A 26,120-nucleotide genomic window follows, 5' to 3' on the forward strand; every position below is an offset into this window, starting at 1 on the left:
TTTCATCTTGAACGACATGACGTTGCCGCGCTCGGCTGCGAACCCTTTCGCTCGCCCTGATGGCTGGACCGCTCGTATGATCCACCCGCTGTCCGATCAAGGCGTCGGGCGACACGGGTCGTTCGTATCGACGTCGTTCGAGCTCGATGACGTCCAGGGCTCCGAAACGCTGTTCGCCACCGCCTGGGGCCTTTACCGCGCCTCGATCAATGGTCGCCGCGTCGGCGCCGAAGTGCTTTCACCGGGCTGGACCAATTACGATGCCCGCCTTGCCATCCAGGAATATGCCGTAGCGGACCTGTTGAAGCCCGGCACGAACGTCATCGAGATTTCGCTGGGCGATGGCTGGTTTCGTTCGCCTTTGATGTGGACCGGCAATGGGCTCGCCAATATCTGGGGCGAAAAGATCGGTGCCTTTGCGGAATTGCGGCGGGCGCCGGAAGGGCAGGTTCTGCTGGCCACTGACGGCACCTGGCGGAGCGGGGCGACTCCGGTCCGGAAGTCGGGCATCTATTTCGGCGAAACATACGACGCCAGGATGCGTCCAGCGGCAACCCACGGGGTAGAAGTCGTGGACTTCGACCAGCGCGTGCTGGTCGCGCAGGAATGTGCCCCGGTCCAGGAACTGCCGGCGCTTCAGTCCATCCGATCCTGGCGCGATGCGGAAGGCCGGACGGTCTATGATTTCGGCCAGAATATCGGCGGCTATATTGCCTTTGCCGGCCATGGAGATGCGGGTGCCTCGGTTCTGTTCGAGCACGCCGAAATCCTCGACAAGGATGGCAATTTCTACAACGTCAATTTCCGCAGCGCCGAAGCCGTCGTCGAATACACCTTTGCCGGGCAGGGGAGCGAGACCTACCGGCCAACCTTCACCTTCCAGGGTTTCCGCTACGCACGCGCCACGATCTCGGGCAATGCCACCATCGACGCGATTGAAGCGATCCCGATCACCTCGGTACCCAATCCGACGGCAAGCTTCACCTCCGCCAATCCGCTGGTAGACCGCCTGGTCCAGAACACCATCTGGTCGCAGCGCGGCAATTTCATCGACATTCCGACGGACTGCCCGCAGCGCGATGAGCGGCTCGGATGGACTGGCGACGCGCAGGTTTTTGCACCCACGGCCTGCTTCCTTGCCGACAGTCACGCTTTCCTCGCCAAATTCGTGCGTGAGATGATTGTCGACCAGGACCCGGACGGCGCTATCGCCCACGTCTCGCCCAATCCGCTTCGGTTGAAACGTCCACCCGACGGCAGCACATTCAGCGGCTCGACCGGTTGGGGCGACGCCATCAGCGTCATTCCATGGACCTTGTTCACCCATTACGGCGATCGCGCCATCCTCGAAGAAGCCTTTTCGGCGATGAAGCGCTGGAACGACTATGTCTGGGCGATCAGCGATGGCCCCATCGTTCGTCCGCCCTCGGGCTGGGGCGTGAAGGGTTTTAGTTTCGGGGACTGGCTGCAGCCGCAGAACGATCACCTCAAAGCCGTGCCGACGATGGGCGACGATGCGGCGGCCACGATCTATCTCTATATCTCGTCAACTCAGATCGCCCGCATCGCCGAGACGATCGGTCGGCCAGAGGAAGCAAGGCACTTCGCTGCCCGGGCCGAAGCCGTGAAGGCTGCGTTCGCTGGTGAGTTTATTACCCCGGCCGGACGCCTGCTTTACGACGATCAAAGCTCATACGCGTTGGCATTCCTTCATGACCTGATCCCGGAGCAGCACATCAAGGCCGCGAAGAAATGGTTCAAGGCGACGATCGCGCGCGCCCGCGGCCGGATCGGCACCGGCTTCATCGGCACTCCGGCGCTGCTGCCCGCTCTCGTGAAGATCGGCGAACCGGAAATGGCTGCCAGCGTCTTCCTGCAGGAAGAGGTGCCCGGCTGGTTGGCGCAGGTAAAGCGTGGCGCGACGACGATCTGGGAGCGCTGGGATGGGATCAAAGCGGACGGTTCGATCTTCGAGCCGACCATGAACTCCTACAACCACTATGCCTATGGCGCCGTCTGCCAGTGGCTCTTCGAGGCGGTAGCGGGCTTCCGGCCGGACCCCGAGGCGCCCGGTTTTGAGCGGGTCGTCTTTGAGCCGATCATCATACCGAGCCTCTCGCCCGTCAGTGCCCATCACGACAGCGTCGCCGGCAGGATCGCGGCCGACTGGGCGATCGAAGGCGACACCGTCACCTACACATTCACCGTACCGGATCGCAGCGAGGGGGAGCTCGTGGTGTCGGACCGGTATTTCGAAATCTCAATCGATGGCCAGCCGCTGGCCGCCATCGAGGGAGGGAAGGCGCGCTGCCAGATCGCGCCCGGAACGCACACAGCCAGGTTCCGCATCAACTGGCATGCATGAAGCCCGAAAGGGCAAGGGAGGAGTTTATGACTATGAATACAAGGAAGGCCCTTGTGGGTCTGACCGCTGGCCTCATGGCCATGACAGGCATGGTCGGCATTGCAGTGGCGCAGACGAGCCTGACGCTGTTTTCGCCAAACGACCAGGCCGCCGTCGCCTATACCGAGGAAATGGTCGCCGCCTTCGAGGCTGCCAACCCCGATATCAGCGTCGAAATTGAGGTTGGACCCGGCGGCACCGAGCGCGACAACATGGTCAAGAGCCGTCTTGCGACCGGCACGATGAATGACGTGTTCGTCTACAATACGGGCTCGCTATTCCAGGCGATCAACCCGATCCAGACGACGACGGATCTCTCGGCCGAGCCTTACATGGCCACTATCCTCGACAGCTTCAAACAGACCGTGACCGCCACCGACGGCACCCTGCATGGCGTTCCCTATGGCCAGGCCATGGGCGGCGGCATTCTTTACAACAAGAAGATCTATGAAGAGCTTGGCCTCTCGGTCCCCACCACCTGGGACGAGTTCATGGCCAACAACGCCAAGATCAAGGAAGCGGGCAAGGCTCCTGTCATCCAGACCTTCGGCGACACCTGGACCTCGCAGCTCTTCGTCCTCGCCGACTATTTTAACGTGCAGGCGGCCGAGCCCGATTTCGCCACCAAGTACACTGCCAACGAAGCCAAATATGCAGGCAATCCGGCAGCCATGGGCGGCTTCCAGAAGCAGGCCGACGTGTTCAACGCTGGCGACCTCAACGAAGATTTCGGTGCGGCCGTGCTCGACGATGGCCTGCGCATGCTGGCCCAGGGCGAAGGCGCACACTATCCGATGCTCACTTTTGCAGTCGGAACGATCGCACAGAACTACCCAGACCTCGTTGGTGACGTCGGATATTTTGCCCTGCCGGGCAACGATGCCGCAAAAAATGGCACCACCGTCTGGATGCCGACGGCGCTGTACATCTCCGCCAGCAGCCCCAACCAGGAAGCGGCGAAGAAGCTCGTGGCGTTCGTCGCGAGCAAGGAAGGCGGCTGCGACCCCTGGGTCAAGATCAATGCCATCACCGGCCCGTTCCTGATCCAGGGTTGCGAACTGCCGGCCGACGTACCGCCTGCGGTGGCCGATCTCCAGACCTACTTCACCGCCGACGGTCGCACCGCCCCGGCGCTGGAATTCCTGTCGCCGGTCAAGGGGCCGAACCTCGAGAACATCACGGTCGAAGTAGGCTCCGGCATTCGCACTCCTGAAGATGCTGCGGCCCTCTACGATGAGGACGTGAAGAAGCAGGCGCAGCAGCTCGGCCTCCCTGGCTGGTAAGCGACTGCAGGGGTGGCGGGCTGGTAATGGGCCCGCCACCTCGCCCAAATCGGAGGAGATTATGTCTGTAGCGACTGCGACCGAGGCCACGATTGGCCGCGGGCCGGTAAGTGCTGGCAAGCGCGAGACGGCCTATCCAGGATGGTTCCTGCTCCCGGCGGCGGTGATTTACTCAGTGCTGTTTCTGCTGCCGACGATTTCATCCCTTTATTTCAGTTTGACGCGCTGGACGCTGTTCGACGCGACTTTCATCGGCTTCGAGAATTTCGCGCAGTTCTTCCGCGAGCCGTTTCTCGTCAAGGGTCTCGTCAACACCGTCATCTACGCCGTCGTCACCTCCAGCATGAAGGTCGTGCTGGGTATGGCCTTGGCGTTGTTGCTGACCAGCAGGATCGTCGCCCGCGGCTATCTCCGGTCGGTGGTGTTCTTTCCGGTGCTGGTTTCGACCATAGGGGTTGGCATCACCTTCACCGTGCTCATGCATCCGACCAACGGCATGATCAATGAGGGGCTGGCGCTGCTAGGCGTGAAGGGACCGGGCTGGCTCACCAACCCCAACCTGGCACTGTTCTCGGTGGCTCTCGTCGATGTCTGGAAGGGCGTCGGTCTCGCCACGGTCATCTACATCGCCGGCCTCGTCGCCATCCCCAAGGACTATTATGAGGCGGCTCGCATCGACGGCGCCACACCGTGGCAGAATTTCTGGTTCGTCACTTTGCCGCTGAGCCGGCCGGCAACGGCAACGGTCATAACCCTGTCCTTTATCGGCGGTCTCCGCACCTTCGATCTCATCTGGGCCATGACAAAAGGTGGCCCCGGCTTTGCCTCCGATACGATCGCTTCGGTGATCTACAAGCAGTACCAGGCGGGTTTCTTCGGCCTGTCGACCGCAGGCAATGTGGTGCTCTTCATCCTCATCGCCGTGCTCGTCGTGCCGCTGACCATGCTCCTCAATCGCAAGCGAGGCCACGAATGAAAAACCGCGCCTCGGTGATCGGCGGCCTCGCCGCCATCGTCTTCAGCTTCTTCGTCTTCGTTATCCCGTTCCTGTTCATCATCCTGATGTCGTTCAAGGATCGCCAACAGGCATCGTTGCGGGACTTTTCCTGGCCCAACGGTTTTCACCTATGGGACAACCTCGTGGCGGTCGTATCGACCCGCAACTGGATGATGGTGACGGCCTTCGTCAATTCGACCATCATGACGGTCACCAGCGTGACGCTGCTCATCGTCTTTGCAGCCATGGTCGGTTTCGTGCTCGCCCGCCGCAACAGCCGGTGGAATGGCCCGATCGAATTCCTGATCCTCGCCGGCCTTATGATCCCGCCCGCCGTGGTCCCGACCATCTGGCTGCTGCAAGGGCTGAAGCTCTTCGGCACGCTGCACGGCATGATCCTGATCCAGGTGGCCTACAACCTGCCATTCTCGATCATCCTCTACCGCGCCTTCATCGCCACCATTCCGCGCGAACTGGACGAGGCCGCGGTGATCGATGGAGCGCGCCCGCTGGATGTGTTCTTCCGGATCATCCTGCCGCTGCTCTGGCCAGTGACGGTGACCAATATCGTGGTGCAGTCGGTCGGCATCTTCAACGACTTCACGAACCCGCTTTACTACCTGCCGGGCAACCAGAACGCGACTGTGCAGCTGACGCTCTACAATTTCCAGAGCCAGTTCAACACGAGCTACAACCTCCTGTTCACCAACATCCTGCTCATCACCATTCCGCCGCTGATCGTTTTCCTGTTCTTCAACCGGCAGATCGTCGCGGGCATGACCGCCGGCGCGGTCAAGGGCTAGGGCACACTCAAAATCGAGGAGACGGCCATGGCCGGACTTGAATTACGGCAGTTGCGAAAAAGCTACGGCAATGTCGAGGTGATCAAAGGGGTCGACCTGACTATCGAGCATGGAGAGTTCGTCGTCTTCGTGGGACCGAGCGGGTGCGGCAAGTCAACCCTGCTGCGCATGATCGCCGGGCTGGAAGATATCACCGGTGGCGAACTCAGGATCGGCGGCAAGGTGATGAACCAGGTCGAGCCGCGGGACCGATCGATCGCCATGGTCTTTCAGTCCTACGCGCTCTACCCGCATATGACGGTCTACGACAATGTCGGCTTCGGTCTCAAACTGGCGAAGACCCCAAAGGATGTTCGAGACCAGAAGATCCGGGAGGCAGCCCGCATCCTGCAGATGGAGCATCTGCTGGACCGCAAGCCTGGCCAGCTCTCCGGTGGTCAACGCCAGCGAGTCGCCATCGGCCGCGCCATCGTGCGGCAGCCGGAGGTGTTCCTCTTCGATGAACCGCTGTCCAATCTCGACGCGGCACTGCGTGTCGACACGCGCATGGAAATTGCAAAACTCCACCAGAACCTTGGTGCCAGCATGATCTATGTGACCCACGACCAGGTCGAGGCCATGGTTCTTGCCGACAAGATCGTGGTTCTGGACGCCGGTGTCGTGCAGCAGGTCGGCAGCCCCATCGAGCTTTACCAGAGGCCGGCCAATCTTTTCGTGGCTGGCTTCATCGGTTCGCCCAAAATGAACCTGTTACCGGTCGCCGTCGAGGCAGTGTCCAACGGCAAGGTGACCGTCTCCAGCAAGGATCTGGCGGTCACCGATGTCGCAGCGAACGCGTCGGGCATTTCGCCTGGTACGACAGTGACATTGGGTATCCGACCTCATGCCCTCCAGATCAGCAGCAGCGGCCCATTGGTTGGGCGTGTTGCGCTCGTCGAGCGACTGGGCAACGAGACCAACGTCAATGTGGAACTGCCGACCGGCGGGCAGTTGATGGCCGTTCTCGATGGGGACCAGCCGCTGCAAATCGGAAATGGTATCGCGCTCGGCTTCGACCCCGCCGACGCCGTAATCTTCGATGGCCAGGGGTTGGCCCGCCACCTCTGACCCACAATGCAAAATACAGTTTGGATCGACATTTTGCGCGCTGCGCACGGTGAAGGAGAGACTATGCCTATCGGAACGATAACGAGACGCACCGCACTGATTTCCGCGGCGGCCATGTTCGGCGCCACAGCATTCCCCAGACTTGGCTTTTCTCAGGAGGAGAAAACGATCGAAGCGAAAACCGTGTATGGCCGCGTTGCGGGTCGCAGCGAAGACGGCATCGCCAAGTTCCTGGGCATCCCTTATGGCGCCCCGCCGACCGGGGCTTTGCGTTTCAGGGCGCCGACCGCCCCTGCGGCATGGAGTGGCGTGCGAGACGCGCTCAAGTTCGGCAACCCGTCATTCCAGGTCGCCGGTGGCGAGATGGGTCCCAACGGCAATGGCCGCATGCCGGCCCCATCGGAAGATTGCCTCTATCTCAACGTCTGGACACCTGCCGCCGACGGCAAGCGCCGACCCGTGATGTTCTACAATCATGGCGGCGGCTACATGATCGGCTCTGGCGGGGCCACCGGTCAGGACGGCACAAACCTGGCCCGGCTCTATGATGTCGTCGTCGTTGAGTCCAACCATCGACTTGGACTTTTGGGCTACCTGTTCCTCGGTGACCTCGCCGATGGTGACTACGCCGCCAATGCCGGCATGCTCGATATCCAGGCGGCCCTGCAATGGACGCGCGACAATATCGAGAATTTCGGTGGCGACCCCGATAACATCATGGTCTGGGGCGAAAGCGGCGGCGGCTCCAAGACCGCGGCCATTTACACTATGCCCGGCGCGGCATCGCTCTTCCAGAAAGCTTCCATCGAAAGTGCTGCACCCCTGCGCTTCCCGACGCGCGAGCAGGCGACCGAGCGGGCCCAGGAAACGTTGAAATGGCTAGGTCTTACCGAAGCCATTGACCAGTTGCAGGACATCCCTGCGGCACGCCTGCTCGAGGCCCAGGAAGCGGGCAATGCCCGAGGCTTGGCGCCTTGGGGTGATCCGGACCCGGTTCCGGGGTTCGGTTCTTTCGTCGATGGCGATGTCATCACGCAAAACCCCTTCGCCGATGGTGTGGCCGAGTTCTCCAAGACCAAGCCGCTGATCTGCGGCACGACGCGCGACGAAACCGTGTTCTTCGCTTCGTTCGGCCCCAAGGATGTGTTTGCCATGGATGACGCTGGGTTGCGCGAGCGTCTGAGCAGTACGTATCAGGGTGACAAGCTCGACGGCATCATCGCTGCCTTCCGCGCCTCCCGGCCAGACGCCAGCCCGTCGCAGCTTTATTTCGCCATCACCACGTCCGCCATCTGGAAAGACGCGGTCAAGATAGCGGAAGCCAAGGTCGAGCAGGGCGGGGCGCCGGTATTCATGTATCACCTCGGCTATCATAGCCCGGTGACCATCCCCGAAACCGACTATCCGATCGGCTCGCCGCACGCGGCCGACATCAACATCAAGTTCGCCAATACCGACAAGAACCTCGACTTCTACATGTATTCCGATCAGTCTGAGGAACGGCTGGCGACCTCGGCTCAGATGAGCGCCCTATGGGCGGGCTTTGCGCGCACAGGCGTTCCCCATGCCGAAGGCGTCGTGGATTGGCCGGCCTACGACCTGGAAAAGCGGCCGACCATGTGGCTCGACGCGGAATGCCGGATAGTCGAGGATCTAGACAAAGCCGAGCGTCTCTACTGGGAATCGACTGCGTCGTGACGCAACCGGGGCGGCCGGGATCGGGCTCGGCATCGGCCGCCATGGGACCCTATGAATTTGCGACTATGAGGAAGCGCTGTGCCTGAACACTATACGCTCAACGACGGGACCACTCTGCCAACCATTGGCCTCGGAACCTACAGCCTCTGGGGATATGCCGGCGCAGAGGCCATGTCCGCTGCGCTGCAGGAGGGATACCGGCTGCTCGACTCGGCGGTGAACTACGAGAACGAAGGCGCGGTTGGCCGTGCCGTGAAAATGTCAGGTATCGCCCGAGAGGACATTCGCGTCGCTTCCAAACTCCCCGGGCGGCATCACAAGAAGAGTTCGGTGGTGCGCACCATCGAAGAGTCGCTGCTCCGGACCGGGCTCGACTATCTCGACCTCTATCTCATTCACTGGCCCAATCCGAGCCAGGGTCTGTATCTTGAGGCCTGGGAGGGCATGGTCGACGCGCGCGAACGTGGCCTGGTCCGCTCGATCGGCGTCTCGAACTTCCTGCCTGAATATCTCGATGTGCTCATCGAGAAGACCGGTGTGACGCCAAGCGTCAACCAGGTCGAACTACATCCGTACTTCAACCAGGAAGAGCAACGAGCGGCCGACCGGAAGCGCGGAATTCTCACTCAGGCGTGGACACCAATCGGCAAGGGGACGGCGCTGCTTCAGGAGCCGGCCATTTTGGCCATCGCGCAGGAACTGGGACGGACACCTGCACAGGTCGTCCTGCGCTGGCATCTGCAGCTCGGCGTACTGCCTATCCCCAAATCCGCCAATGCCAAGCGTCAAACCGAGAACCTGGCCATTCAAGACTTCGAACTCAGCGCCGACCACATGCGCGCCGTCGCGGGCCTGACCCGTCCTGCCGGCCGCATTTTTGACGGTAATCCCGCCACCCACGAAGAGTTCTGAATCACCTTATCCGACTGCGCGTGGCCCTCACGTATGCAGGTGGCCAGGAGCAGTCGGTCTGCTTTCCACCCCTGGCGCCGCGCGCTGGGGGCCCGACAGGTGGGAGTCGGGTGAGCGTCTTGCTTCATCTTCAACCGAGAAAATGGACACTGAACAGCCAAAAACCAAGGCCGACGACAGTCGCCACGGTGAACACCAGGAAGGCCAACGTCTTGTAGCCACGCTTCTCCAGTTGCTCGATGAGAGCGCTGATTATGATGTCCATGGCCTCACTTCCCGTCGAGAGAACTGAAAGCAAAGAAGAAGAACCTATCTGCCCCCTTGTGCCTGCATCATTGTCACTGATGTGGACACGTGCGAAATCTTCTAGGATTTCCTTTGAGCACTAGGTGATCTCGCTATGAACCCGGCTCTCGGTCATTTGCTGGTACTGGCTGTCACAATCGCGCCGCCGACGCTTGCTCAGGAACTGTCACCGCAAGCTCGATTTGAGCAGCGTCTTACTACTAAGCTCAACGGAGCCCCATTCCAACAAATAACGCTGAAGTCCTGTGTTCTAACCGTGTCCACAGATACGGATATTACGTGCGACGATCCGCGACATAGCTATATGCTGAGGTCCCATACCGAGATATTGCACCTTTCCGAGATCACGGAACATATTTCCTCCAGAGTATCTGCGTTCCTTGACGGCTATATTGTCCTGGAGTTCCAGTTCGACCCCGAAGTGGCAATGTGGTTGAACGCATACTCAGGGTTCTCGTCAGATATAATGGAACGGTACCCAAATGATCTGCCAGAGAGGTTTTCAAAGTTCGAAGAACTTTCCTCGGAGTTTTTTGCCAAGAGCGGGCTGAAGTCTCGAGAGGTGACAGAGTACTGCGGTGCGGAGCTGACCGCTGGAATCTCGCCTCATTTCGGTGTTCGCGTTACGGGTGATCAGAACGAGGATCTTGCTTTGGAGCTGGAGCGGTACGTCCAGTCCTACTGCGCCAATTGAGCGGGCGTAGAACCGATGTCGCGGTCACATCCCCCGAAACCGACGCCCCGCGCTAGCTCGTAAAACTTCGCACCAGCGAGCCGACCACCAGATACCAGCCGTCCACAAGCACGAAGAAGATCAGCTTGAAGGGCAGGGAGATCACCACCGGCGGCAGCATCATCATACCCATGCTCATCAGCACCGAAGCGACGACCATGTCGATGATGACAAACGGCAAGAAGAGCAAAAACCCGATTTCGAAGGCGCGGCGCAGTTCCGAGATCAGGAAGGCCGGAATGAGAAGCTGCAGCGGAATGGCTTCCGGTTCGGCCGGGATTTCCGCCTCGGTCAGGTCGTAGAACAGCGACAGATCCTGCTCGCGCACATTGGCGCGCATGAAGGCGTGGAGCGGCGCTACAGTCGGCTCAAAGGCCTCGGAAATCTCGATTTCGCCGGCCAGTAGCGGCGCGATGCCGTTATTGTAGCTCTGCTCCAAGGTCGGCTGCATGATGAAGAAGGTGAGGAACAGCGCCAGCGAGATCATCACCGAGTTCGGTGGCGCGGTCTGGAGGCCAATGGCTGTACGCAGCAGCGAGAGCACGACGACGATGCGCGTAAAACTCGTCACCATCACGAGGATGGATGGCGCCAGCGACAGGATCGTCAGCAGGCCAATGAGCTGGATGGCGCGTTCGGCCAGAGCCGTGTCGTCGCCAAAGCCGATCGAGAGTTCCTGCGCCTGGGCAACGCCCATGGCGGCCAGCGACAGGCCTGCCGCTACAACAAGACCGATAAGGGCGCGCTTCTTGAGGCGCGCCCGCGCAGCACTAGTTTCGGTTGTTTTCGCCCTGCGCTTCGTGATCACGCGTTACGCTTTCGTTAACCGCTCGTCCTGCGTCTTCTGTAGCTGAGTCGGTCTCGGTCGCGGGCGAAATGTCCGGCTTATACCCGGCTGGCAGCGTGTCTTGCGTGGAGACGGGGCGCAGCAGGCCCGTATGGCGCAGCGAGCGGCCCGGCGCCTGTTCGCGTGCCTTGTTGGCCTCGCGGGCGCGGTCGATGGCAGCGCCGGGGCCGGCGACGGTGGTCACGATTGCGGCGGCAGGCTTGGTTTCGACAGGCTTGGCGTCATTGCTGGCCTTGCGGCCGATCATCGGAACGGGGCGGCGCGTGGTCTGCGCTGCCGGCGGCTCGGGCGGCACGATGCCGGATTCCACCACCAGGTCCTGATTGCCGCCGGTCAGGATCAGATGTTCGACATTGTCGCGCCGAACGATCAGCAATTGCCGCTTCTGGTCGACCACGAGGCTGTCCACGATGGCGAGGCGCTTGTTGCGGCCGCGCACGCCATTGCTCGATACGCGGAACAGCAGCTTGAGCAGCCACACGCCCAGAAGAATAAGGACGATGACGGCGCCAAGGGCGAAGAGTGCGGTCAGGTAGGTGTTGCCGCTTCCGCCGAAGAGGCTGGTGATGAACTGCACTGATTCTAACTCCTAGAGTGGCCTTCCCGACTCTGTCGGGCATTTTCTGCCCAGTCAAATCAGGCAATCATGCAGAATGCGAGGCATTTTAGGACAGCATGCGGTCACTATTAACGCTTCTTTAACCCTGATTAGGCAGGTTTTGCCCATCTGACTTGGACTCAGGAGTAGTCGCGATGGGGTTGATGGACATGCCGGTGTTTTCGGCGCTGACGGACAAGATGCGCTGGCATCAGGCTCGTCAGGGTCTTCTGGCCGAAAACGTCGCCAATGCGGACAATCCTGGCTTCAAGGGTCGCGACCTGAAGCAATACAATTTCGAAGATCGTTTCAGCGTCGTGCAGGCACCGGTCGTCAGCACTGCGACGACTCAGCCCAGGCACTTTTCGACCTCTATCGGCGGCGGCACAAGTTTTACCGACGACAAGATGGTCAATTTCGAGATCACGCCGAAGGGAAACGGCATCACCCTCGAAGACGAGATGATGAAGGTCACGACCAATATGATGGACTATCAGGCCGCGACCTCCCTCTACCAGAAATCGGTCAAGATCCTGAAGACCGCACTCGGCAAGACCGCATAAGAAAGGGCCTGAAGCATGGATTTCAATACCTCTATCGGCATCGCCGCCACGGGCCTGCACGCACAGTCCGCCCGCATGCGCGTCATCGCCGAAAACATTGCCAACGCCGACTCCACGGCCTCAACGCCGGGCGGCGAGCCCTATCGCCGCCGCGTTCCCACCTTTGAAACGGTGATGAACAACGAGCTTGGCGGTCGCGTCGTGACCATGGGCAAGCTGGCCTATGACCAGAGCGACTTCAACAATCGCTACGAGCCCGGCCACCCGGCCGCCGATGCGAACGGTTACGTTCAATATCCCAACGTCAACACACTGATCGAGACGATGGACATGCGCGAGGCCCAGCGCAGCTATGAGGCCAATCTCAACGTCGTTTCCGTCACTCGCCAGATGCTCGGGCAAACGCTCGACATCCTGCGCGGCTAACGGTTCTGGGGGCTATTATCGTGGCGTCAACACCATTCAATATCGCAGCCGCGGCCTATGGCAATGCCAGCCGCCTCGCTTCGCAGCTCAGCCGCCCTGAGGCGGAAGCCGCCATCGCCGGCGTTGCCGGCGGTCCCAACTTCGCGCAGATGCTGGCCCAGTCGGTCCAGTCCGTGACCGAAAGCGGTCGCGCTGCCGATCCGACCGCCATCGCCACGCTCAGCGATGCGGCAACGCGCATGCTGACCCAGGCTTCCCAGCCCGGCGCGCAGCTTGGCACCAATCCGGGCAACCAGGGCAATGATTTTGCTGCCATGCTGGCCCAGTCGGTCCAGGGTGTCGTCGATCAGGGCCGGAACTCGGACCAGATGGCCATCGACATGGTCAATGGCAAGGCAAACGTGGTCGACATGGTCACCGCCATGTCCCAGACCGAATTTGCGATCGAGAGCATCGTGACGATCCGCGACCGCGTGATCCAGTCCTATGAATCGATCATGAGCATGCCGATCTAAAGGTACTTCGCCTTCATCTGACGCCACCCCAATCTCGATTGTCACCCCGGCAAAGGCCGGGGCCCGTCCTGAGATCGGGGCCGGACCCCGGCCTGCGCCGGGGTGACAGCGGTAGCTGTGAGGCAATCGGGCTTAGAATTCGCGGCCTATTCAGGAATCAGTTACCATTTGTGCGTGACCGCAAAGGAAATTGAGTCGTGACCGGCGCCGAAGTTCTCGACATCGCCAATCAGGGTATCTGGACGCTGATCATCGTGTCCTTGCCGATGATGCTTGTCGGTCTGGTCGTCGGCGTGGTCATCGCGCTGTTTCAGGCCCTGACGCAAATCCAGGAACAAACCCTGGTCTTCGTTCCCAAGATCATAGCCATCTTCATCACCATGTTGCTGACGCTGCCGTTCCTCGGCGCAACCATGTCGGCCTACATGACGCGGGTTGTCGATATGATCATCGTCGGCGGCTGATGTTTACGCTCAACCTCGACTGGGCACCTGCGGCGGCCTTTACCTATCTCATTTTGTTCGCACGCATCGGCGCCATGCTGATGCTGATGCCGGCCTTGGGCGAAGACACGATCCCGATGCGGCTGCGCCTCGCCTTCGGGCTCACGTTCACTTTCGTGCTCTATCCGCTGCTGTCCAGCATCATGCCCCCCATGCCGCCCGATATTCCGGGCATGGTGGCGCTACTCTTTCATGAGTTGGCAGTGGGGCTGATCATCGGCGGCATCGTGCGCATTACCACCATGGCAACCCAGATCGCCGGCGCCGTCGTCGCCTTCCAGGCGGGTCTTTCCGGCGCCATGGCGGCCGATCCGACCCAGCAGGGCATGCAGAGCGCGGTTTTCACCAGCTTCCTGTCATTCCTCGGCATCACGCTGATCTTTGCCACCGACCTGCACCATATGGCGTTGGCGGCCATCTACGACAGCTACACCGTCTTCTCGCCGACCATGCCGATCATGTCAGAAGACGCCATGCAATTGGCGCTCAAGACCGTTGCCGGCGCCTTTTCCGTGGGCGTGCAGATGTCCGCGCCCTTCATCGTCTTCGGTCTCGTCTTCAACCTTGGCGCCGGCATCCTGTCGCGGCTGATGCCCGCTTTGCAGGTCTATTTCATCCTCATGCCCGCCAATATTCTGGCCGGCCTGGTTCTGTTTGCTCTTTTGCTCATGATGATGATGGGGTGGTATCTCACCGCCTTCGAAAATCATCTGGCCATGTGGCGGGGGTAGTCGATGTCCGACGACGCACCGGAGCAGGACAGCAAAACAGAAGATCCCTCCCATAAAAAGCTCGAGGAAGCCCACAAGAAGGGCGATGTCGCCAAGAGCCAGGAGGTCACCACCTGGTTCATGCTGATCGGCACGACCATCGTCTTCGCCTCGATGGCGCCCTGGGTCTCGGTGCAGATCAGCGATCCCCTGCAGATCATCATGATGAATGCCGACCGCTTCGACGTCGAAGGGGCGGGCTTCTCAGCCTTCTTCAACGGCCTGGCATTCTCCATGATCGGCGCGGTGCTGGCCCCGCTGGCCGTCCTCTATATCTGCGGCATCCTCGCCAATCTCGTGCAGCATCGGCCGCTGTTCTCGACCGAGCCGATCACGCCAAAATTCTCGAAAATCTCGCCGCTCGCGGGCGCTAAGCGCCTCTTTTCCAGCGACGCTCTGGTCAATTTCGGCAAGGGCCTGCTGAAAATCGCCGTGGTCGGCATCGTCGTGGTCATGGTGGTCTGGCCCGAGCGCGACCGCCTCGACACCATGATGACGGCCGATCCCATCATCATCCTGATGGATTTCCAGGAGCTGGGGATCAAGATCCTCACCGCCGTGCTCATCGTGGTCACCGTCATTGCCGGCGCCGACTATTTCTACACCCGCCAGAAATGGTGGAAGCGGCAGATGATGACGGTCCAGGAAACCCGCGAAGAATACAAGCAGATGGAAGGCGATCCGCATGTGAAGGGCCGCATCCGCCAGCTACGCCAGGAGCGTGCCCGCAAGCGTATGATGCAGGCCGTGCCCGAGGCCACGGTGGTCGTCACCAACCCGACCCACTACGCCGTCGCCCTCAAATACGACAAGGGCATGGGCGCGCCCAAATGCGTCGCCAAGGGTGCCGATGCCGTGGCGCTGCGCATCCGCGCCGTCGCCAAGGAAAACGAAGTGCCGATCATCGAGAACCCGCCTCTGGCCCGCGCGCTCTTTGCCGCTGTCGAAGTCGACGAGGATATTCCCGCCGATCACTACAAGGCCGTCGCCGAAATCATCGGCTTCGTCATGCGCCTCAAGCACGGCCAGAGCTGGAAGGCGCGGGGGTAGGGCGGCACCATGGATTTCATGAAGCTCCTCAAATCGCTTGAGGAATTGCTCTACGAACTCATCAGCTGGTTCGTCTTCTATCCCCTGACTCTCTGGCGCATCGTCCGCCGGCCGCTGCACATGCTCTCTTATGCCGAGCAGCAATTGCTTGAAGACGAAGACCGGCAATTCGACGATGGCCTGAGCCCGCCGGTCCTGCTGCTCATCTCGCTCATCGTCCTGCACAGCCTCGGCCAACTGTCCGATCCGGCAAGTGCTCACATCCTCACGGGCCTGCTCGCGGACGACTGGAACCTGCTGGTCTTCCGCGCCGTGGCCTTCAGCCTCTTTCCGCTGGTCTTCGGCATCATCCAGCTCAGGGCCAACAAGGCCCGCCTCACGCGCACCACGTTCAAGCCGATCTTCTACAGCCAGTGCTACGCCGCGGTGCCCTTCGTGGTCCTCATCAGCCTTGGCCTGCAATTCTTCAGCGGCGATGATCCTTCCGCGCCGATGTTGTGGACCGGTGGCCTCGTCCTTGTCGCGGGCCTTGTCTGGTATGCCGTGGTCGAAACGCTCTGGCTTGCCCGCAGCGCGAAGCTGCGCCCCTTCATATCGGCGATCATCGTGGTCACCGCGCTCATCTTCGCCGTGCCATTTTTCCTTCTGGCCGCCCTCGTTGTGGGGCTGGCCAGCGGCTCGGTTCCGCTACCGGCCTAGCCTTCGATGCCCACCGGCAGGTGACCGATCGCAAAACTGGTCAGGAAGAGCACCCAATCATTGAAGATATGGGCGATCGAGGACACCCAGAGATTGCGGGTGAAGAGATAGGCCAGCGTCAGCACGATGCGCGCCGAACCGATGATGCCGACGCACTGGACAAAATTCCAGTTGTAGGTCGGCAGATGCATCGCGGCGAACCAGAGCGTCGAAACCACAACCGCGATGACGAGCCCGACGCGCCGCGACAATCCGAACTTGCTCACGCAAAGCCACAACACGGCCAACAGAGGCAGGATAGACACCACTTCCTCGCCGATGAGCTGGATAAAGGTCCGCGCCAGGAACAGCAGCAGATCGACTGTGCCAAATGCCAAGAGGCCTTCGACGGCCGGATTCGCGGCTGCGCCGATGGAATTGGCGAGGGCGAAGCCGACTATCGCTGACGACAGCATTGTCAGCAGCCCAAAGCCGATGCCGATGCCGATCTCCTTGAGTCCGACCGACCGGAACAGCGCCGGCTTGCGCCAGCCAGTTACCGCCATCAAGGCCAGCAGCGGCAGCCCCGTGAAGAGAATGGCCGGAATGAAATTGAGCGGAGGTGTCGGCAGGGGCAGCATGATGAGCTGCAAAAATGCGACCACGACGGTAGCCACGATGAGCAGCCATCCGGTCGGCGAAATCGCCACCGGCTCGCCCGCATAATAGGGCAGATCGATCTTTGTGCTCATTTTGGGCCCCCTGCGCGGCCCATCTAACTCCGGCGGGAAAATATTGGCAAGACGGCCAAGGCGTTAGGCCATGTCACGGCTGCGCCACGCGATCCAGCAGTAAGTCCGCCCGCTCACCCACCGAGACCTTCGGCAATTCCACCACTTTGTATCCCAGCGCCGGATAATCCCTCAGCAAGCGCTCATATTCCTCGATTGCCGCATCGAGCCCATGCTGCCGCTCGGCATCCTGCCGGTAGATTTCCGGCCACGGCGGGGTGAGGAACACCTGGGCGTGGAACTGCCATTGCCCCGCAAGTTGCTGCAGGACCGGCTCGCCTGACATCGCCGCCAGCGCCGAAGCCGCATCGAGCAGGCCGCGGTCAAAGAAAACCCGGCCGGGCAGGGCTCTCGCCCGCTGCAGGTCTTCCAGTGAAAGCGCGATGGCCTTGCGCAGGAATGCTTCGGCGTCGATCCAGGGCAGGGCCTTGCCGTCTCCCGCCAGTTCTGCCGCCACGATGCGCCGCCCCGGCTCTTCGATCACCGAGAAGCCCCGGCGCGCCAGTTCTTCAAGCAGCGTTGATTTCCCGCCGCCCGAACAGCCTGAAATGATGATGAAGCGATCTATTTTTCGTCTCCTCGCGTAAGATTGGGGTGTGCAAATCGCCTTCGGTTCGGTCTCGTCGTGTGAAAAACCGCCTTCGCACTCCCATGGCGGCGACCCATTTGATAGACCAGAGGGAGTGTCCCGAATCGGGGCAGGTTGGGGACCAGCCGTATTCTCGCCTCAGCATCGGGCGAGAGGCGATTGGTCCTAACGCTGGAGCTTTCGACCCATGGCCACGACCCCGCTCGGCGAGGACAACTATCCCGATCCGCTGGTCGCCTCGCCCCGGGGTGGAGCCGGCCTTTGGCGCGTCGCCGCGCTTGGCCTCGTCATCATCGGCGCCGCAGCCACCTTTGCCCTGTTTGGTGATCGTCTGCCGCCTGAAGTGGTCATGGTTTTTGTCGGCCTTCTGGCCGTGGCCGGGGTGTTTTTCCTCTTCGGCCTTGCCGCGGGGCTTTTCCGCTTCGCCGCCGCCGAAGAGCGTCGCACCATTGCGCGGGCCCTGGTCGACACGGTCGGCCGCGGCATCGTTGTTGCCGATCGCGATGGCAAGATTGCCTATGCCAATGCCCATTATGGCACTTTTGCCGGCGCACTCAACAATGGCGTGCCCGTCAGCGTGCCGCGGCTCTTTTCGGGCCAGGCCGATGCCGGCGAAGCCATGTACCGGCTGACCCGCGCCGCCAAGGATGGCCGCAATGCCATCGAGGATATCCGCATTGTCGGTGGCCTCGGCGGCTCGCAGACCGAAACCAACCGCGCCTTCTGGTATCGCGTCTCGGTGCGCCCGTTGCCGCCGACCGACGAAACCAGCAAGCCCATCGTCGGCTGGACCGTCGAGGACATCACCCGCGACCGCGAAAACAACGAAACCGCCTTCCTCGACCTGCAACGCGCCATCGACTATCTCGATCACTCGCCGGCAGGCTTCTTCTCTGCCGATGCGCATGGCCGCATTCAGTATCTCAATTCCACCCTGGCCGATTGGCTGGGCTATGACCTTGCCGAATTCAATGCCGGCCAGCTTAGCCTCAGCGATGTCGTCCGTGGCGATGGAGCGACCCTGTTGATGCGCGGCCGCCGCGATGGTGAGATCACCACCGAGATCATCGATATCGACCTCGTGCGCCGCAATGGCACCGCCTTGCCGGTCCGCCTCCTGCACCGCGCCGCCCGCCTTGCCGATGGCGAACTGGGCGAAACCCGCACCCTCGTGCTCGACCGCTCCAGCGCTCCCGAAAACGAGGAAGAACTCCGCGCCGCCGAAGTCCGCTTCTCGCGCTTCTTCAACGACACGCCCTTTGCTATCGCCACTCTCGACGGGGAAGGCCGCATTGTGCGCACCAATGCGCCCTTCGGCCGCATCTTCCGCTGGTCCGGCGAGGAAAAAAGCCTGGAACTGCAGCCGCTGCACGATCTCATCGGCGAAGGCAGCCGCGACAAGCTGGCCAAGGCCTTGTCGGACGCCACGGCCCAGCGCACCGAGGTCGAGCCCGTCGATGCCCAGCTCAGCGTCGAAGGCGACAGCGCCGTCCGCCTCTATATCTCGGCTTCGGAAGTCAGCGCCGGCTCGCCCGAGCAGGTCAATGTCTATGCCCTCGATATGACCGACCAACGCAAGCTCGAAGCCCAGTTCGCCCAGAGCCAGAAGATGCAGGCCGTCGGCCAGCTCGCTGGCGGCGTCGCGCACGATTTCAACAATCTGCTCACCGCCATCATCGGCTTCTCGGACCTCCTGCTGCTCAAGCACAAGCCGGGCGATCCGTCCTTCAGCGAGCTCATGCAGATCAAGCAGAACGCCAATCGCGCTGCGGGCCTCACCCGTCAGCTCCTGGCCTTCTCGCGCCGCCAGACCCTGCGCCCGCAGGTGCTTGAGCTACCGTTGATCGTCGATGACCTGACGGTGCTTTTGAAGCGCATGATCGGCGAAAAGAACCAGCTGTCCGTCGAGCACGGCCGCAATATCTGGCCCGTCCGCGCCGACGTCGTGCAGCTCGAGCAGGTCATCATCAATCTCGTCGTCAATGCCCGCGACGCCATGCCCGATGGTGGCTCGATCACCGTCCGCACCAGCAATGTCACCGAGGACGATGCCCGCGAGTATAAATTCGAAGGCATGGTCCCGGCCGACTACGTCCTGATCGACGTGCAGGACACCGGCACCGGCATGTCGCCCGAGGTCATGGCCAAGATCTTCGAACCCTTCTTCACCACCAAGGAACTGGGCAAGGGCACTGGCCTCGGCCTTTCCACGGTCTATGGCATCGTCAAGCAGACCGAAGGTTTCATTTATCCGGTCTCGACCGTCGGCGTGGGCACGACCTTCAAGATCTTCCTGCCGCGCTACGTCCCGACCGCTGAAGAAGTCGCGGCCAAGACAATCGCCGCCGCCGCGCCGGCCAAGGATCTCACCGGCCACGAACGCATCCTTCTTGTGGAAGACGAGGAAAGCGTAAGGGCCTTCTCCGCCCGCGCCCTGCGCACCACGGGCTACGAAGTCTTCGAAGCCGATGGTGGCGAAGAAGCGCTGGAAGTGCTGGAAGACCTCGACTACGAGGTCGATCTCATCATCTCCGATGTGGTCATGCCCGAAATGGACGGCCCGACCATGCTCAAGGTCATTCGCGACAAGATGACGAATTTGAAGATCATCTTCGTCTCCGGCTATGCCGAAGAAAGCGTGCGCCGCGACATCGAAGACGACCAGAGCGTCGATTTCCTGCCCAAGCCCTATTCGCTCGACCAGATCAATTCCAAGGTCAAGGAAGTGCTCCAGCGCCAGGATAAGCTCGACGGCTAGGGCAGGGAACCTTCAGCCCCCTGCCCAGCGGTCTCTGATTGTCTCCACCCCCACTGCGTCATTCCCGCGAAAGCGGGAATCTCCTTCCAGCCGGAAACAAAGATTCCCGCTTTCGCGGGAATGACGCGGTGCGTGTTGAAAGCCTCATGCGCCCGAAGCAGACGCCGCCGCGCAAATCGCCTCGCCACACTGACTACTGTGCTATGGTACTGGTCGACCGCGAATATTTGTGACGTCCCAGGAGCCCGATGTGACGACCCAGCCCAGTTTGGAAGGCTCTGAAGAGTACAACGTCCTCGGCGAACTGCTGCAGCCCTGCTCGGACGATCCCCTGACCGGCTTCTTCCGCACCGGCTACTGCGCCGCTGGCCCTGAGAACGCAGCTGTCCATATCATCTGCATCGAGACCACAGCGGAGTTCCTGACCTTTTCGAAATCGGTCGGCAACGACCTCTCGACCCCACGCCCGGAATTCGCCTTTCCCGGCCTTGTCCCCGGCAACCGCTGGTGCCTCGTCGCCGTCCGCTGGCTACAAGCCCACGAAGCCGGCATGGCCCCGCGGGTCTATCTCCATGCGACGAACCGAAAGGTTCTCGATCTCGTTCCGCTTGGAATTCTAAAGGGTTATGCGCTGGATTTGAACTGACTATTCAGCGTGAGGGTGCCGGGCTCTCCCCACCATCGTCATTGCCGGGCTTGTCCCGGCAATCCATTCTGGGGAGCCGCGGACCACTCCTAGTCCACCACCCGCAATTCCTCATACGACACCATGACATGCTCGCGGAACGGCGCCCGCTGCGTCAGGCCTTGATAGTAGCGCTCGATATTGGGCCACTCCTGCCGCGCGATATCGATATCAAAATAGCGATAGAGCACATGCCCGAACTGGATGTCGGCCGGCGTGAACTCCGCTCCCGCCAGAAACGCATGCCGCCCTAACTGCGCCTCCGCAATCGCCAAGACGCCATTGAGCTTTGCCAGCGCCGCCTCGATCGCCACCGGATCGCGCTTTGACGGCGCCGTCCGCACCACCCGCCAGAACACCGGCCCGGTGAATGACAGTGTCACGTTGATCTTCGCCCATTCCGCCCACTGATCAACCGGCGCTCGCATTGCCGGATCACTCGGCCAGAAACCCGGCGCCCCATAGCGCGCCGCGAGATAACGCAGGATCGCCCCGGTCTCCCAGATCGGCTCCCCAATCCCGTCCTGCAGCACCGGCACCGTGCCATTCGGATTCATCGCCAGAAATTCCGGCGTGTCGTTCCCGCCATAGCGATGGCCGACATCGTGCCGCTCATAGGCAAGCCCAAGCTCGCCGATGCACCACATCAGCGCCTGCACATTGGATGACGTTTTCCGGCCCCAAACCGTCAGCATCCCTAGGCCTGCTCGCTCGCCAGCAGCCGATCGAGGCTCTTGAAGCTGAACTCCATGCCCTCGGCCATGCCGGTTGCCACCACCATGTCGCGATGCGCCATGGACTCGTAGGTAAAGCTGTTGACCACCAGCGTGCCCTTGTCCTGCAGCCGGAATTCCAGTTCCGAGCGATAGGCGGGGCCCATCACGCCGGCGTCAAACCGTTCCTCGGCGTCGATATAGCGGATCGCGTCGAGGGCGCCGATCTTGCCTTCGACCGCCATGAACGCATTGTCCGGTCCATGCCACTCGAACCGATAGCCGCCGCCTTCGCGCGCGTCATAAGTACAAACCGGCATGGTCCAGCCATCCGGCCCCGTCAGCCAGCGCCGGATCAGGTTCGGCTGCGTATAGCAGGCATAGACCAGGTGTGGCGGCGCCACGAAAGCGCGCTCGATCACCAATTGCGTATCGCTTGGAGACGTCACCGAAAGCGGATCGCCAAACTGCATTTGTCTCTCCCTAGTTTTTACCCGCCAGCCTTTCGAGCTGCTGCAACTCCTCCAGCAGATCGTCGAGCCGCTCGAACTGTGCCTGCCAATATTTCCGATATTCAATCAACCAGCCGGTCACCTCGGCCAGCGGCTGCGCCTCAAGATGCACCGGGCGCTTCTGCGCATCGCGCCCCCGCGACACCAGCCCCGCCTTCTCCAAAACCTTGAGGTGCTTCGAAATCGCCGGCTGGCTCATGGCGAATGGTTCGGCCAGATCCATGACCGTCACATCGCCCTCTCGCGCCAACCGCGCCAGGATGGCCCGGCGCGTCGGATCGGATAGGGCGTGAAAGGTCGCGTCCAGCCGCGCGGTATCGGCCATTCCAAGAGGCTCCGTACAAAACTATTTGGTTATGTATAGCGGAGCGATTGGCGCGTCGTCAAGCAGTGCCGCCGGGAATAGGCGTGCCCGCGGCGAGCAGCCCCTTTGCCGCCAGGGTCGTCCAAAGCTCATCCGGAATCTTGGCATCCCACCAAGCCAGGATGCCATCAAGCTCTTCCGGCGAACGCGGCCCCGGCACGACATTGCACACGGCAGGGTGGGTGAGCGGAAACTGCAGCGCCGCCGCCGGCAGAGGAACGCCGAATTCGCGGCACACGCCCTCGATGATGCGCACGCGCGCCACCACCTCGTCCGGCGCCTTCTTGTAGTCGAACGTGTCGCCGCCGACGAGAATGCCGGAATTGAATGGTCCAGCTACCACCACTGACGCCTTGCGCTTGATGCAGGTTTCCATGAAGGGCGAGAGCGAGGTCTGTTCGAGCAGGGTATAGCGCCCCGCCAGCATGAAAACGTCCCAGTCGCCCAATTCAAAGGCCTGCATCAACACCTGCCATTCGTTGACGCCCAGCCCGATGGCCGAGACGGCGCCGCTCTCGCGCAATTCGCGCAGGGCGCGGTAGCCGCCGCCGGTGGTGAACTGTTCCCAGTAGGGCTTGTTGCCTTCGACCCCATGCGTGCCCGCGCCGAGATCATGCACATAGAGAATGTCGACGTGGCTCAGGCCCAGCCGCTGCAGGCTGTCCTCATGCGAGCGCATGATACCGTCGTAGGAATAATCGTAGACCCGGCGGAACGGGAAGGGATCCACGAATTCCGTGCCATGGTCGAAGGCATTGCGCTCGGCCTTCATCAGGCGGCCGACCTTGGTGGAAAGAACTGCCTTGCCCGGTCGCTCGCGCAGCGCGTCGCCCACGAAATGCTCTGAACGGCCGAAGCCGTAGTGCGGCGCCGTATCCACATAGGTTATGCCGCTGTCGATCGCGTGCAGAACCGTCGCTCGCGCCTGTTCGGGCGGCACCGGACGAAAGCTGCCGGACAGCGTCGCCGCGCCTAGCCCCAGCGTCGTGACCTCAAGCGCGGTCTGGCCGATACGGCGCTTTTCGAAAGTACGGGTGGTCATGCGCGGGCTCCTCAATTCGCGGCAAACTAACTGACATGTTAGTTGCGGCGAGTAAAGGCGCCCGCGCGATCGACCTTAGTAGAGGCCGTTGATCACAACGGGCTTTTCGTCTTCCACATGCACCGGATTGCGCAGCGGCAGGCCGAACTGGCTCTCCTCGATTTCAAAGGCGTCGCCTTCCCTGGTGGAAATGCCGTCAGCAAAACTCAGCGTCGCCGTACCGAAGCAATGCACGTGCACATCGCCCGGCTGGCAGAAAAGGCCATACTTGAAGTGGTGATATTCGAGATTGGCGATGGTGTGGCTCATATTGTCCTCGCCGGACAGGAACGGCTTTTCCCACAACACCTTGCCGTCGCGGAGAATGCGCGACTTGCCCTCGATGTGGTTCGGCAGATCGCCCACCCGCAGTTCCGGCCCGAAAGAGCAGGCGCGCAGCTTGGAATGGGCCAGGTACAAATAGTTGATCCGCTCGGTCACATGGTCCGAAAATTCATTGGCCAGCGCAAAGCCCAGGCGGCGCGGCTGTCCATTGGCGTCGATCAGGTAAATGCCCGCGATTTCCGGCTCTTCGCCCGCGTCGAGCGCAAAGGACGGGGAAGGGATGGCATGACCCGGATTGGCGACGATGTGTCCGTTGCCCTTGTAGAACCACTCGGGCTGCACGCCCTTTTCGCCGTTCTTCGGCTTGCCGTTCTCAAGGCCCATACGGAACATTTTCATGCTGTCGGTCAGTTCGCCCGCCGGCTTCTCGCCATTGGCCTTGTGCATGGCGTCGCGCGTCGCGGCCGAACCGAGATGCGTGAGGCCCGTGCCAGTCACGTGCAAGTGCGTCGGATCGGGATGGTCGATCGGGGACAGAAGCCGGCCCTCGGCCAGCAACGCTGCCTTGTCGACGACCGCGCCAAGCCCGCGCGCGGCAACCGCGGCAGCGAGGCCACCACTGGCCAGCGCAGCCTGCGCAAGCTCATAGACGCTGGCCGCGCCCTGCACCTGGCGGGTTTCCCCGTTCTGCGTCACGGCGACGGCGCGCGCGCCATTGGCGTCGAAATACTGGATGAGGTGCATGACTTTCCTTGCCTCCTGGGGCCTTCTCAGCGGCTTGGCGGCATAAAACGCAACCGGCCACACCCTGTCCAGTCAAAAATCATACTTTTGGAAATCACCTCACCACCGAGCGGGGAATCAGCTTAGGAGGGCATCCAATGACGCTATAGAATGTTCTCTTTTTGTCCCTTGACAATAGTGAAACGAAATGAGAACAAAATAAGCACAATGAATGGACATTGATCTCTCGAACCGGCGCGTTGCGTGACCCTCGAGAGCGTGAAATAAGGAGAGAGATGATGGCTGCTAACTCGCCGCTTCGCGTTGTTGAGGGTGGATCGATGGATAAGGACAAGGCTCTTGCTGCGGCGCTGAGCCAGATCGAACGGAATTTCGGCAAGGGCTCGATCATGCGCCTTGGCGAAGCATCTTCGATCGAGGTGGAATCGATTTCAACGGGTTCGCTCGGCCTCGATATTGCGCTTGGCATTGGCGGCCTGCCCAAGGGGCGCATCGTCGAGATTTTCGGGCCGGAAAGCTCGGGCAAGACCACTCTGGCGCTGCATGTCATTGCCGAAGCCCAGAAGGCCGGCGGCATCTGCGCCTTTGTTGACGCGGAACACGCGCTCGACCCGATCTATGCCCGCAAGCTCGGCGTCAATGTCGACGACCTGCTCATTTCCCAACCGGACGCTGGTGAACAGGCTCTCGAAATCACCGATACGCTGGTTCGTTCCGGCGCCATCGACGTTCTCGTCGTCGACTCGGTTGCTGCGCTCACCCCGCGCGCCGAACTCGAAGGCGAAATGGGCGATGCTCTGCCCGGTCTTCAGGCCCGCCTGATGAGCCAGGCCATGCGCAAGCTGACCTCCTCGATTTCCAAGTCGAAGTGCCTCGTCATCTTCATCAATCAGATCCGAATGAAGATCGGCGTGATGTACGGTTCGCCGGAAACCACCACGGGCGGCAATGCGCTGAAATTCTACGCCTCGGTTCGTCTCGACATCCGCCGCATCGGCGCGCTCAAGGATCGCGAAGAGATCGTGGGCAACCAGACCCGCGTAAAGGTGGTCAAGAACAAGCTTGCCCCGCCGTTCCGCCAGGTCGAATTCGACATCATGTATGGCGAAGGCATTTCCAAGACCGGCGAATTGCTCGATCTCGGTGTAAAATCTGGCATCGTTGACAAGTCCGGCGCCTGGTTCTCCTGGGATAGCCAGCGCCTCGGCCAGGGCCGCGAAAACGCCCGTCAGTTCCTCAAGGATAATCCTGAGATCGCCGCCACCATCGAGCAGGGCGTTCGTGAAAGCTCAGGCCTCCTCGGCGAAGTCCTCCTGGTCGCCGGCGGCGACGACGATGCAGGCAGCGACGAATAAGCCTCTCTCGATCCCATGCAATCTCCCGACCCTCGCCAAAAGCGGGGGTC

At 61.3% G+C, this 26,120-nt stretch carries 28 protein-coding genes; 18 read left to right on the forward strand and 10 right to left on the reverse strand.

The features are described 5' to 3' along the window. Positions 1–16 precede the first annotated feature (16 nt). From ACSQ2A_RS17995 to ACSQ2A_RS18025, 7 genes are all read left to right on the forward strand, one after another. Positions 17–2,365: a family 78 glycoside hydrolase catalytic domain gene (locus ACSQ2A_RS17995; protein ID WP_436073591.1), complete on the forward strand. Its 2,349-nt coding sequence runs from the start codon at positions 17–19 to the stop codon at positions 2,363–2,365. A gap of 26 nt (positions 2,366–2,391) precedes the next feature. Beyond that, a complete protein-coding gene (locus ACSQ2A_RS18000) occupies positions 2,392–3,687 on the forward strand; it encodes an ABC transporter substrate-binding protein (RefSeq protein WP_436073344.1) in 1,296 nt (431 codons plus the stop codon). Between the two features lie 61 nt (positions 3,688–3,748). Continuing rightward, complete coding sequence (locus ACSQ2A_RS18005) at positions 3,749–4,663, forward strand: carbohydrate ABC transporter permease (protein WP_436073345.1); 915 nt, start codon at positions 3,749–3,751, stop codon at positions 4,661–4,663. Continuing rightward, positions 4,660–5,487 (forward strand): carbohydrate ABC transporter permease, encoded by an 828-nt coding sequence (locus tag ACSQ2A_RS18010; protein WP_436073346.1) that lies wholly within the window; start codon positions 4,660–4,662, stop codon positions 5,485–5,487. Before ACSQ2A_RS18005 ends, ACSQ2A_RS18010 begins: the two co-directional genes overlap by 4 nt. A 27-nt stretch (positions 5,488–5,514) precedes the next feature. Beyond that, on the forward strand, positions 5,515–6,594 hold the full coding sequence (locus ACSQ2A_RS18015) for an ABC transporter ATP-binding protein (RefSeq protein ID WP_436073347.1): 1,080 nt from the start codon (positions 5,515–5,517) through the stop codon (positions 6,592–6,594). 63 nt (positions 6,595–6,657) lie between these two features. Then, positions 6,658–8,292 (forward strand): carboxylesterase/lipase family protein, encoded by a 1,635-nt coding sequence (locus tag ACSQ2A_RS18020; RefSeq protein ID WP_436073348.1) that lies wholly within the window; start codon positions 6,658–6,660, stop codon positions 8,290–8,292. Between the two features lie 78 nt (positions 8,293–8,370). Beyond that, on the forward strand, positions 8,371–9,204 hold the full coding sequence (locus tag ACSQ2A_RS18025; RefSeq protein WP_436073349.1) for an aldo/keto reductase: 834 nt from the start codon (positions 8,371–8,373) through the stop codon (positions 9,202–9,204). Between the two features lie 130 nt (positions 9,205–9,334). Here ACSQ2A_RS18025 and ACSQ2A_RS18030 read toward each other — a convergent pair whose 3' ends face one another. After that, positions 9,335–9,469 (reverse strand): hypothetical protein, encoded by a 135-nt coding sequence (locus ACSQ2A_RS18030; protein WP_436073350.1) that lies wholly within the window; start codon positions 9,467–9,469, stop codon positions 9,335–9,337. Positions 9,470–9,604: 135 nt separating this feature from the next. On the opposite strand from ACSQ2A_RS18030, the gene ACSQ2A_RS18035 reads away from it, so the two are divergent. Then, positions 9,605–10,204 (forward strand): hypothetical protein, encoded by a 600-nt coding sequence (locus tag ACSQ2A_RS18035; protein WP_436073351.1) that lies wholly within the window; start codon positions 9,605–9,607, stop codon positions 10,202–10,204. 52 nt (positions 10,205–10,256) lie between these two features. Here ACSQ2A_RS18035 and fliP read toward each other — a convergent pair whose 3' ends face one another. Next, on the reverse strand, positions 10,257–10,940 hold the full coding sequence (gene fliP / locus ACSQ2A_RS18040) for a flagellar type III secretion system pore protein FliP (protein ID WP_295412254.1): 684 nt from the start codon (positions 10,938–10,940) through the stop codon (positions 10,257–10,259). 73 nt (positions 10,941–11,013) lie between these two features. Beyond that, positions 11,014–11,667: a flagellar biosynthetic protein FliO gene (locus ACSQ2A_RS18045; protein WP_295411642.1), complete on the reverse strand. Its 654-nt coding sequence runs from the start codon at positions 11,665–11,667 to the stop codon at positions 11,014–11,016. 176 nt (positions 11,668–11,843) lie between these two features. Between ACSQ2A_RS18045 and ACSQ2A_RS18050 the strand changes: the two genes are divergently transcribed. From ACSQ2A_RS18050 to ACSQ2A_RS18080, 7 genes are all read left to right on the forward strand, one after another. Next, on the forward strand, positions 11,844–12,251 hold the full coding sequence (locus ACSQ2A_RS18050) for a flagellar basal-body rod protein FlgB (RefSeq protein WP_295411643.1): 408 nt from the start codon (positions 11,844–11,846) through the stop codon (positions 12,249–12,251). A gap of 15 nt (positions 12,252–12,266) precedes the next feature. Then, positions 12,267–12,677, forward strand: coding sequence for a flagellar basal body rod protein FlgC (gene flgC, locus ACSQ2A_RS18055; RefSeq protein WP_295411644.1), 411 nt, complete (start codon positions 12,267–12,269; stop codon positions 12,675–12,677). A gap of 20 nt (positions 12,678–12,697) precedes the next feature. Continuing rightward, positions 12,698–13,192: a flagellar hook-basal body complex protein FliE gene (locus tag ACSQ2A_RS18060; RefSeq protein ID WP_295411645.1), complete on the forward strand. Its 495-nt coding sequence runs from the start codon at positions 12,698–12,700 to the stop codon at positions 13,190–13,192. 197 nt (positions 13,193–13,389) lie between these two features. Next, positions 13,390–13,656: a flagellar biosynthesis protein FliQ gene (gene fliQ, locus ACSQ2A_RS18065; protein WP_295411646.1), complete on the forward strand. Its 267-nt coding sequence runs from the start codon at positions 13,390–13,392 to the stop codon at positions 13,654–13,656. Next, complete coding sequence (gene fliR / locus ACSQ2A_RS18070; RefSeq protein WP_295411647.1) at positions 13,656–14,426, forward strand: flagellar biosynthetic protein FliR; 771 nt, start codon at positions 13,656–13,658, stop codon at positions 14,424–14,426. Before fliQ ends, fliR begins: the two co-directional genes overlap by 1 nt. A 3-nt stretch (positions 14,427–14,429) precedes the next feature. After that, a complete protein-coding gene (gene flhB / locus ACSQ2A_RS18075) occupies positions 14,430–15,515 on the forward strand; it encodes a flagellar biosynthesis protein FlhB (protein ID WP_295411648.1) in 1,086 nt (361 codons plus the stop codon). A 9-nt stretch (positions 15,516–15,524) separates the two neighbouring features. After that, positions 15,525–16,214: a permease gene (locus ACSQ2A_RS18080; protein ID WP_436073352.1), complete on the forward strand. Its 690-nt coding sequence runs from the start codon at positions 15,525–15,527 to the stop codon at positions 16,212–16,214. On the opposite strand, the gene ACSQ2A_RS18085 is transcribed toward ACSQ2A_RS18080, so the two are convergent. Beyond that, positions 16,211–16,945, reverse strand: a complete 735-nt coding sequence (locus tag ACSQ2A_RS18085) for a CPBP family glutamic-type intramembrane protease (protein ID WP_436073353.1) — start codon at positions 16,943–16,945, stop codon at positions 16,211–16,213. The genes ACSQ2A_RS18080 and ACSQ2A_RS18085 overlap by 4 nt on opposite strands. A 73-nt stretch (positions 16,946–17,018) precedes the next feature. Further along, a complete protein-coding gene (locus ACSQ2A_RS18090; RefSeq protein ID WP_436073592.1) occupies positions 17,019–17,552 on the reverse strand; it encodes an AAA family ATPase in 534 nt (177 codons plus the stop codon). A 208-nt stretch (positions 17,553–17,760) separates the two neighbouring features. Between ACSQ2A_RS18090 and cckA the strand changes: the two genes are divergently transcribed. Continuing rightward, positions 17,761–20,331 (forward strand): cell cycle histidine kinase CckA, encoded by a 2,571-nt coding sequence (gene cckA / locus ACSQ2A_RS18095; protein ID WP_436073354.1) that lies wholly within the window; start codon positions 17,761–17,763, stop codon positions 20,329–20,331. A 250-nt stretch (positions 20,332–20,581) separates the two neighbouring features. Continuing rightward, the gene (locus tag ACSQ2A_RS18100) at positions 20,582–20,977 is read left to right on the forward strand and encodes a DUF2237 family protein (protein ID WP_436073355.1); all 396 of its coding nucleotides are present in this window, start codon (positions 20,582–20,584) and stop codon (positions 20,975–20,977) included. Positions 20,978–21,066: 89 nt separating this feature from the next. On the opposite strand, the gene ACSQ2A_RS18105 is transcribed toward ACSQ2A_RS18100, so the two are convergent. From ACSQ2A_RS18105 to araD1, 5 genes are all read right to left on the reverse strand, one after another. Next, positions 21,067–21,711, reverse strand: coding sequence for a glutathione S-transferase family protein (locus ACSQ2A_RS18105; protein ID WP_436073356.1), 645 nt, complete (start codon positions 21,709–21,711; stop codon positions 21,067–21,069). A 2-nt stretch (positions 21,712–21,713) separates the two neighbouring features. Further along, positions 21,714–22,202 carry an SRPBCC domain-containing protein gene (locus tag ACSQ2A_RS18110; RefSeq protein ID WP_436073357.1) on the reverse strand — a complete coding sequence of 163 codons (489 nt, stop codon included), beginning with the start codon at positions 22,200–22,202 and terminating at the stop codon, positions 21,714–21,716. 10 nt (positions 22,203–22,212) lie between these two features. Next, positions 22,213–22,566 (reverse strand): ArsR/SmtB family transcription factor, encoded by a 354-nt coding sequence (locus ACSQ2A_RS18115; protein ID WP_436073358.1) that lies wholly within the window; start codon positions 22,564–22,566, stop codon positions 22,213–22,215. A gap of 58 nt (positions 22,567–22,624) precedes the next feature. Further along, complete coding sequence (locus tag ACSQ2A_RS18120) at positions 22,625–23,647, reverse strand: aldo/keto reductase (RefSeq protein WP_436073359.1); 1,023 nt, start codon at positions 23,645–23,647, stop codon at positions 22,625–22,627. 75 nt (positions 23,648–23,722) lie between these two features. Continuing rightward, entirely contained in the window at positions 23,723–24,715 is a 993-nt protein-coding gene (gene araD1, locus ACSQ2A_RS18125) for an AraD1 family protein (protein WP_436073360.1), read from the reverse strand. Positions 24,716–24,993: 278 nt separating this feature from the next. Here araD1 and recA point away from each other — a divergent pair, with 278 nt between their 5' ends. Beyond that, on the forward strand, positions 24,994–26,070 hold the full coding sequence (recA, locus tag ACSQ2A_RS18130) for a recombinase RecA (protein ID WP_295411658.1): 1,077 nt from the start codon (positions 24,994–24,996) through the stop codon (positions 26,068–26,070). Positions 26,071–26,120 lie beyond the last annotated feature (50 nt).

The organism is Devosia sp. LjRoot3, from assembly GCF_964252865.1.
Lineage (GTDB): Bacteria > Pseudomonadota > Alphaproteobacteria > Rhizobiales > Devosiaceae > Devosia.